This is a genomic window from Salmonella sp. 741265116_PST (genome assembly GCF_046567715.1).
Taxonomy (GTDB): domain Bacteria; phylum Pseudomonadota; class Gammaproteobacteria; order Enterobacterales; family Enterobacteriaceae; genus Salmonella; species Salmonella enterica.
Genome location: NZ_JBKFPH010000003.1, coordinates 247,735 through 256,934, shown reverse-complemented (window position 1 = coordinate 256,934; position 9,200 = coordinate 247,735). Strand labels below are relative to the sequence as shown.

At 49.1% G+C, this 9,200-nt stretch carries 5 protein-coding genes; 1 reads left to right on the top strand and 4 read right to left on the bottom strand.

Annotation, left to right across the window (positions count from 1 at the left end; all coding sequences use genetic code 11):
* Positions 1-838, top strand: an 838-nt coding sequence (locus tag ACLD11_RS03955; protein ID WP_411014561.1) for a fructose-specific PTS transporter subunit EIIC, incomplete at its 5' end; no start/stop codon positions are given.
* Positions 839-1,022: 184 nt separating this feature from the next.
* Here ACLD11_RS03955 and ACLD11_RS03950 read toward each other — a convergent pair.
* The 4 genes from ACLD11_RS03950 to treZ all read right to left on the bottom strand — a co-directional run bounded on the left by ACLD11_RS03950 (position 1,023) and on the right by treZ (position 9,191).
* Positions 1,023-2,489, bottom strand: coding sequence for a hypothetical protein (locus ACLD11_RS03950; RefSeq protein ID WP_183060340.1), 1,467 nt, complete (start codon positions 2,487-2,489; stop codon positions 1,023-1,025).
* A 261-nt stretch (positions 2,490-2,750) separates the two neighbouring features.
* On the bottom strand, positions 2,751-4,826 hold the full coding sequence (gene glgX, locus ACLD11_RS03945; protein ID WP_411014560.1) for a glycogen debranching protein GlgX: 2,076 nt from the start codon (positions 4,824-4,826) through the stop codon (positions 2,751-2,753).
* A gap of 43 nt (positions 4,827-4,869) precedes the next feature.
* Positions 4,870-7,410: a malto-oligosyltrehalose synthase gene (gene treY / locus ACLD11_RS03940; protein ID WP_411014559.1), complete on the bottom strand. Its 2,541-nt coding sequence runs from the start codon at positions 7,408-7,410 to the stop codon at positions 4,870-4,872.
* Positions 7,407-9,191 carry a malto-oligosyltrehalose trehalohydrolase gene (treZ, locus tag ACLD11_RS03935; protein WP_411014558.1) on the bottom strand — a complete coding sequence of 595 codons (1,785 nt, stop codon included), beginning with the start codon at positions 9,189-9,191 and terminating at the stop codon, positions 7,407-7,409. The genes treY and treZ overlap by 4 nt, the downstream gene beginning before the upstream one ends.
* Positions 9,192-9,200 lie beyond the last annotated feature (9 nt).

Below are 9,200 nucleotides of genomic sequence, written 5' to 3'. Positions count from 1 at the left end.
AGGCTTTGTGGTAGGCCTGGCGGCTAACTCCATTGGTGCGGGTTTCATCGGTGGTATGATCGGGGGCTATATTTCCGGGTATATTGCACTTGCTATCATTAAAAACGTGAAGGTTCCTGACTGGGCACGGGGTTTAATGCCGACATTGATTGTGCCATTTTTTGCATCCATTCTCAGTGCCCTGATCATGGTCTATATCATCGGTACGCCTATTGGTATTTTTACCGATGCTCTCACATCGTTCCTGAGAAGTATGGGAACTTCATCTAATTTACTATTAGGTGCTGTTATTGGGGCGTTGTGTATCGTTGATTTTGGCGGTCCGATCAATAAAACCTGCTTCGCATTCGTTTTAACACTTCAGGCACAGGGAATAAATGAGCCAATTACTGCCCTTCAGCTAGTTAATACGGCAACACCTATCGGTTTTGGACTTGCGTTTTTTATCGCCAAACTTCTTCGCAAAAATATCTATAATAATGAAGAAATCGAAATGTTAAAGTCGGCGGTTCCTATGGGGGTAGTAAATATTGTTGAAGGATCTATACCTATAGTGATGAATGATATCGTTCGCGGTATTGCTGCAGCGGCAATCGGCGGTGCTTGTGGTGGCGCAATCACCATGGTATATGGTGCTGATGCAACTGTACCTTTTGGTGGTGTTTTGATGATTCCAACAATGTCACATCCAATGGCAGGTATTATGGCGTTGTTAGTTAATATATTAGTAACGGCAACTGTCTATGCTGTCATCAAAAAAGATGTTCATCGGGATGTTGTTATAAGTAATGATCATGAAGAGGAAGATATCAACCTCGACGATATTAAAATTAGTTAAGTACAGGCATAACAGCATCCAGGCTGCAAATAACCAGCCAAGTACATTCTGAGCATCGAGTAGGAGGCGGGATTACTCCCGCCGTCCTCTCTGTACAGAGGGGGATAGTTTCCCTGATACGAGCCCATGCTTCAAAAACTATCAAATGCCAGACTTCCGCTACCAGACGGTATACACAGTATTACTATTTCTTTTTATATGCTCCATACAAAAGCGATACGGGTGTTCTTTCTAATATCTGGATTTCATTTTTATGTGCTTTATGTTCACTAAAAATATCTGCCAGACTTTTACCACCAAAGGCCAGACCAATTCCCGTTGCTGCTGCTGAAAGTAATGTCAGTTGCGGCATGGCAAGAGAAGCTATACCTAACGTGGCTGTTCCTGCAAAAATTAATCCGGACGAGATCTTTTTTTTCTTTGAATTCTTAATGGCTGTTTCATGCGACTTTCCATACTCTTCGACCACATTGATTAAATGTTTTGAAAAATTATCTGCCGCATCTTGCATTTGATCTGGTTTTTTTCCTTGCAAGTCATGCCTTGAAATTCTTAGTTCATGTCTTAAGGATTCCAGTTGACCTCTTTCTCTAATCTTTTTTAATTCCAGATCGGAAAGCGCAGTAAGGAATTTTACTTCCGCGGCTGAAAGGCCCATTGTAATCGCTTGCTCTTCAGAAGAAAGAGGATTTAATTTACCATAATCCTTGACCAACTGCTCCGTAGTCCATTCATGTAAAAACATATGGTTGCTATAAATAACCGGATCAATGCCTAATAGTGTTGCCGATAATTGAGTTGAACGTTGTGCATAAATTGCACCTTCAACCTTCCCCAGTAAGGTTGCTATAGCTGACGGCAGATCATAATCCAGAAGATCTACCTCTCTTGTTGTAAAACTCTTTAAATCTGTATCGTAAACCCAGACTTCTTTTTCGATGTTATTGAAATTATCAAGCAATTTTTTTAATAGTTCTTTATTTGTTAGAATCTTCTGGAATGTTTGTTCATTTCTCCCAAAGTGCTCAAGAAACGCCAAATAAGTAGCGTAATCCATTTTTCTATCTTTAAAAAAGAGCTGACTTAGAAAAGCGGCAGATTGTTCATGATTGCGTTCTTTATCAAAATCTAGTAATTCAGGGACGATTAGAAAAATTGGATAATCATCATCAATAGTCATAAATGGGATGGCGCGAAATAGATTGGAAACATGTTCAAGCAATACCAATCTGCGCATGCGGACATAGCTATTATCTGGTGGTAATGATAAAAATGAATGCAGAGAACTAAGAGAAGGGAAATGTAATGGATCAACCATTATGATGCTATCAAAATAAATTCCAAGAGATCTAAGATGATTAGATATGTTATAACCAAAGCGTTGAATCGGAAGTAATAATCGATAACTTTTAGACGCCCGAATTTCTGTTGTAAGCGCCGCAGCGTGAGTATCCCAAAATTTATTTAGCAACACAATTAGGTTTGTAAGTTGATTATCTAAATCGGGAGAGCTAATTATCTCTTTCAGGATGAATCTACGTAATTCCTTCAGTTCTAAATTTCTAAATGCGTGTTTATATTTTTCAGAAAAAGCGTTTTCCATCAATAAAACATATTCATTCTGTATGCTTTTTGTAATACAACTCATCATCCATCTCCGAATGGTGATAAAAAACCATTAAAAACAATAGATTGATATTATTTTTTTAACAATCAAATAATATCAACTTCACCACACAACGATTTCCCAGTGTAGTGGTTCTTATCATGTGTATATTGTTAGTCATGTTATCGTAGAAAATTCAGTGGTCAATAACTCATTGAGGTAACTACTAAAGTTTGCGGTTACCGGGAAGCGCCAGTAAAAAAACCGGCCATAAAGGCCGGTTGGGTCCGGAGCGCGGTTTCACTATCAGGGGCGTCTGAATAACACGATGCTGCGCCCGGCCAGATCGAAATCCATTTCTTCGGTAATCCGCATTCCCTGCTGCGCGTTATCGGCAGTCGTCAGTTCAAGTACCCAGCCGCCTTCTCCCCACATCGGAATACGGAACGGTACGCTGCCTTCAAACGGATTGAAAAGCAGTAAGGCGTCATGCCAGATCCCCGCTTCCGGCTGGAGATCGGGACGACTAATGCATACGCCTATCGTCGATCCCTCATCCCATTGCTCGGATTGCTGCGGTCCTCCCCCGGCGTTAAACCAGCGGATCTCCAGACCGTCACGCCAGCTCTCCCGGCGCAGCAACGGTTGCGTGGTGCGCAGTTGAATCAGATGACGGGTAAACTCCCGTAGCGCATTGGCGGTTTCCGGCAAATTATCCCAGTGGACCCACGATATTTCACTGTCCTGACAGTAGCCATTGTTATTACCCATCTGACTGCGGCCAAACTCATCGCCCGCTAATAACATCGGCGTGCCGTGCGAGAAAAGCAAGGTGGTCAGGAAATTACGTTTCTGTCGCTCGCGTATCGCATTGATGCCATCGTCGTCGGTTGGCCCTTCTGCGCCATAGTTACAGGAGCGGTTATCATTATGCCCGTCATTATTATCTTCGCCATTGGCTTCATTATGTTTGTCGTTATAAGACACCAGATCGTTCAGCGTGAAGCCGTCATGGGCAGTAATAAAGTTAACGCTTGACCAGGGGCGACGGCCGCGCAAATCATAGAGATCGCCGGAACCCAGTAGGCGTGCGGCGAAGTCATTTGTGACGTTGTCACCTTTCCAGTATTCGCGCACCGTATCGCGGTATTTATCATTCCATTCGCCCCACCCTGGTGGAAAACCGCCAACCTGATAGCCGCCCGGTCCGATATCCCAGGGTTCGCCAATCAGTTTCAGTTTTGCCAGCACCGGGTCTTGCGTTACCGCATCAAAAAAACCGCCTCTCTGATCAAAGCCTTCCGGCTCACGACCAAGAATGGTGCCCAAATCAAAACGAAAGCCGTCGACATGCATTGACTCCGCCCAATAGCGAAGCGAATCCATCACCATTTGCAGTACCCGTGGATGAGAGGTATTGACGGTATTACCTGTCCCTGTATCGTTAATGTAATAGCGATGCTGATCGGGCATGGTGCGATAGTAGGAGAAGTTATCGATACCTTTAAATGACAGCGTGGGACCAAGCTCATTCCCTTCTGCCGTATGGTTATAGACCACATCCAGTATCACTTCGATGCCGGCATCATGGAAAGCGCGCACCATATCGCGGAATCCCTGAATACCTTTTGGACCATAGTAGCGCGTCGCTGGCGCAAAAAAGCCAAGCGAGTTGTATCCCCAGAAATTTTTCAGTCCTTTATCGAGCAGATGCTGATCGTCCGGGAACCAGTGAACGGGTAAAAGTTCGACGGAGGTAATGCCCAGACTTTTAATGTAATCCACGCTGGCTTTATGCCCCATGCCCTCAAACGTACCGCGTAGAGGCTCAGGGATCGCGGAATTAAGCTGGGTAAAGCCTTTTACATGCGTTTCATAAATAATGGCGTTCGACCACGGTATGGAAGGCCGTTGTCTATCCTCCCAGTTAGCCTCAGCCGGATCAATCACCCGGCATTTAGGCGTAAATGGCGCGCTATCCTGGTCATCAAAGGTCAAATCTTTATCGTCATGAAGTAATTGATACGCGAAATGCGCATCATTCCACTGAATATCGCCCACCAGCTCACGGGCATAAGGGTCAATAAGCAGCTTATTGGGGTTAAAGCGATGGCCATTTTCCGGGTCATAAGGGCCGTAAACGCGGTACCCATACAGCGCGCCGGGCTGCAACTTCGGGACATAGCCGTGCCATATTTCGTCGGTATATTCCGGTAACTCCAGACGAGCGATTTCATGCTCCCCGCTCGGATCGTAAAGACAAAGCTCGACGCGTTCCGCATGGGCGGAAAAAATAGCGAAATTCACGCCTTCGCCGTCATAATTCGCGCCAAGCGTATGGCTGTATCCTGATCTGATTTCAAAAGCCCTGTTTGTTGTCATTCTCTTTCTCCACCCACGGTAAACGTTGTCCTGTCACGGCACATCAACACATAAACTCAGTCGCTATTAAAACCAGTACGCCGCCCTGGTGTGAGGCCAACGACAGGCGTTCACCAGGCATTAACCTCTCCTGGGTAAGCACATTGCGATAACGATGCTGATTAAGCTGTCCGGGTATAATAATGTCGGTTCCTGACCAGAAACCGGTATGCGATTGCGACAATAAGCCGTCACATTCGGCGAACACCAGTCGGGGCGCAACAACAATCAGCGCATCATCATGATTGACTCTGGCGTAAGCGATGACCTTATCGGCACGCTGACCAACAGCCCGCAGCGGTATATAGTCGCCAAAACGGAAGAGCTCATGATTCTGCTGACGCAGACGCAGTAATGCGGCGGTGACATACTGATTCACCTGCCCGTTCAGCCAACTCTCTTCGCGCGAGAAAACTCCCGGCGTCAGTTGGTCTAACTGCTGCTCCAGCGTGGCGAAATCCGGTTCGCGGCGGTTGTCGGGATCGACAAGGCTAAAATTCAACGCCTCGCTCCCCTGATAGATATCAGGTACTCCCGGCGCGGTTAATTTGATAACGGTCTGCGTCAGGCTGTTAACCAGCCCTGCGCGGATGAAGGGTTGCAAGGAACGATAAAAATCCTGCAAAAATGTCTGATTATCCGGCGCCAGTAAATAACGGGCGTAATCAAGCATTGCCGTTTCGTAAGCCTCATTACTGTCCACCCAATCGGTACGTAACTTCGCTTCGCGTAGCGCTTTCTCCACAAAGGCTTCAAAGCGTGTTTTCAGCGCGTTTAAACCTGTTTCGTCCTGTGGTTGTAGCACCGGGGGCCAGACGCCGGTCAGCGCCTGATATAACATCCACGTATCCGCCGATTTTGGCGCAGTGCCATCATTCAAAAATTTGACATGGGTCTGGTTCATCTGCCGCCAGCGAGCAAGACATTCGCTCCACTGTTCCGGCGCTTCGGTAAGCGTATACAGCCGTGCTCGCGCATCCTCGCCTCGCTTGGTATCGTGGGTCGACGTACCGGATAACGCGTCAGGCTGTCGCGCCTGTCGGGTTTTCATCTCATGGTGAAAGCGTTCGATGGAGAAGTGATGGGTGACGGGCTCGGCGCCGACTTCATTTAACGCCAGTCCCATGTTTTGACGAAAGAAAAGCGTATCCTCTACCGATTTCGCCATCAGCGGACCGGTGAGTTGCTGGAACCGAACGCGAAACTGTGTCGCCTCCTCCTGGCTGGAGGTGGGAACATCGCCGGTAAGAAGGCGGCTCAGAAATGTAAGCGCTTCTGGCTGCGGAGGGTTTTCAAGCGTCTTTACCCGTTCCACAATACGGTGTAACAGGCAAATATCGGTCGGCGGTAGCCCTTCTGCTGTGCCGTAAGTGCGATATACGGGAAAGGCAATTAATAACTCGCGTAACGCCTGCCGAACGACGCTCTCTTCGTGTGCGATCTGTAGCTCGCTGGCAATCGATAGCGCAATCGCGAGCAGCCGGGTAAATTCCCCCTCGAAATTGCGATCGACCATCAGCAATTTAGCTGCCCGTAATTCCGCCCGCATATCCACTGGCGCGCCTTTAACGGTCTCGTAAGCCTGGCGCAAATTGTCTATCTGCTCATCGTCAACCAGCACCTCCGCCAGCGAGGCGATGAATTCATAGCCTGTGGTGCCGGAAACCGGCCAGTCGTCAGGAAGTTGCTCGCCTTTAGCGAGAATTTTTTCCACGGTGATATAGCACGCCGGCCCCACTTCCTGACGTAAACGCGCAAGATAGGCTTTCGGATCGGCGAGGCCGTCGATATGATCGATACGTAAACCGTCAACCGCCCCCGTTCTGACCAGCTCCAGAATCAGCCGATGTGTATCGTCGAAGACGGTTTTATCTTCTACCCGCATTCCTACCAGCCCTGTGACCTCAAAGAAACGCCGATATGAAAGCGAGCGGGCGGCATCGCGCCAGGACATTAATTTCCACGGCTGGCGCTCATGCAAATCAGCAATGGCGGCTTTATCGGTAAGCGCCAGTATTTCAGCCTCGCGCCCCTGCCACGTTGCCGGCGCAAGCGGATAATAGTTATCATAATAGGCGAACGTGGGTTTACCCGTAGCGGGATCGGGCTTGATCGCAATTTCTCCGTTTTCCAGCACGGCGTCAAACGTGTCGCCTAAAAAAGGCAGCGTCAGTCGGCGCGACCAGTCAATATCGAAATGGCGCGCGTAACGGCTCTCCTTGCCATATTCAAGCACGTCGCGCCACCAGGCGTTTTCCAGCGAGCTGGCCATGTGATTAGGCACAATATCGATGATCAATCCCAGACCTTGTGCTTTAAGTTCAGCCACCAGTCTTTCAAATCCTTCACGCCCGCCAATAGAGGGCTCAATCTCATTCGCATCGGTGACATCATAACCATGCGTTGACGCTTTGGTGGCGGTAAAGATGGGTGAGGCATAAAGATGGCTGATACCCAGATTTTTAAGGTAAGGCACCAGCGCCGCGGCGCGATCGAAGGTCATGCCATTACGAAACTGAAGGCGATACGTTGCAGTTGGGATCATGATGCAGACTCTCCCTGGGCTAAGCGGATAATAAGAGAATGTTGGGAAAGCGACCCGGTGGATTCATTCGGCCAGGCGAAGAGAGTCTTACCCGGTAAATCGGGCAGCAATACTGTCGTGGCGCTAATATTCAGCGCCAGTGACAGTGTTCCTCCCGGAAAACGCCAGCTAACGGCAATAAACCCGGGCGCGGTTTGCAATACCGTTCCTGAGCTCTCACGGGCAGCGGACAACAGCGGTACGATATGCTTCTGGCGCAAAAGCAGTAGTTCGCGGGTAAACGCCAGCCACGCTTTACCCTCTTCACTGTGCTGTTGCTTCCAGTTAAGTTTTGAGCGTTGGAAGGTCTCTGGCGCATTCGGGTCCGGAACATTTTCCCCTGCATGATCGGCAAACTCTTTTGCGCGACCGTCACGAACGGCGCGGGCTAAATCCCCATGGAAATCGGTAAAAAAAAGAAAAGGACGGCTTTCGCCATACTCTTCGCCCATAAAAAGCAGCGGAATATGCGGTGAAAGCAGCAACGTGGCGAGCAATACTTTTGTTCGTTCAGCACCCGCCAGGGTTATCAGTCTGTCGCCCTGGGCGCGGTTACCGACCTGATCGTGATTCTGAATAAAATCCACAAAGGTGACCGGGGGTTGTCCGGTACTTTTTACGCCGCGAGGTTCGCCGGTTTGTGGTGAAATTTCTCCCTGATAAGCGAATCCTTCGGCCAGCGCTCTCGCGAGGTGTTTTTCCGGGGCATCAGCAAAATCGTTGTAGTAAGCCTGGGTCTCTCCGGTCGCGAAAACGTGGACGGCATTATGAAAATCGTCATTCCATTCGGCGGTAAACAGCGGCGCATTGCCACCCTGATCACGGGGATGCAGAGAAATAATATTGCGGCTATCTTCGGTAGTCAGATGAATGGATCTGTCGGTAATGTCTTCCCGAATACGTTGTGCGATTTCAACCAGCACATGCTTTGCGCTACTGTCTTCAATCTGATCGATAGCGTCAAAGCGTAAGCCGTCGAGATGGTATTCTGTCAGCCAGTATAACGGCGCCTCGATGATATAGCGCCGCACGGCGTCGACATCATAGGCGATACCGTTTCCCCACGGCGTCATGCGCTCTTTGTGGAAAAACGCCGGCGCCAATAGCGGTAAATAATTTCCCTCCGGGCCGAAATGGTTCAGCACAATATCCAGGACGACGGAAAGACCATACCCATGCGCGGCGTCAATAAACGCTTTGAAATCATCCGGCGTCCCATAGGCAGAATGCGGCGCGTAAAGCAGTACGCCGTCATAGCCCCAGCCGCGTTCGCCGCCAAATTGCGCAACGGGCATCACTTCAATAACGGTAACGCCGAGTTCAGCGAGATAAGGCAGCTTCGCTATTGCGGCGCGGAAAGTGCCTTCCGGAGTGAACGTGCCTGTATGCATCTCGTACACCACGGCCTGCTCCCAACGGCTACCTTTCCACCCGGTGTTGCGCCACGCGTAGCTGCCTGGATCAACCACATATGACGGACCGTTGACGTCAGTTTTTTGGGCGCGGGAAGCCGGATCGGGGACCACCATGCCATCGCTGAGTACAAAGTTATACTCCGTACCTGGCGTCACCCCGGAGACGTCCAGCGTAAACCAGCCGTCACCGCTCGCCTGCATTTCCTGGTCTTTACCCGCAAGCCTGAGCATAACCTTTTGCTGACCGGTGGCCCAAAGACGAAAGCGGACAACATCAGCGGCGATATATTCAGCCCCCCAGCTTTTGCAAAAAATTTTTGAACTCATCTGTCGCTC

Excerpts from the sequence above, each read along its gene's own strand:
- treZ (WP_411014558.1), bottom strand. The coding sequence starts at position 9,191 with ATGAGTTCAAAAATTTTTTGCAAAAGCTGGGGGGCTGAATATATCGCC.
- treY (WP_411014559.1), bottom strand. The coding sequence starts at position 7,410 with ATGATCCCAACTGCAACGTATCGCCTTCAGTTTCGTAATGGCATGACC.
- ACLD11_RS03950 (WP_183060340.1), bottom strand. The coding sequence starts at position 2,489 with ATGATGAGTTGTATTACAAAAAGCATACAGAATGAATATGTTTTATTG.
- glgX (WP_411014560.1), bottom strand. The coding sequence starts at position 4,826 with ATGACAACAAACAGGGCTTTTGAAATCAGATCAGGATACAGCCATACG.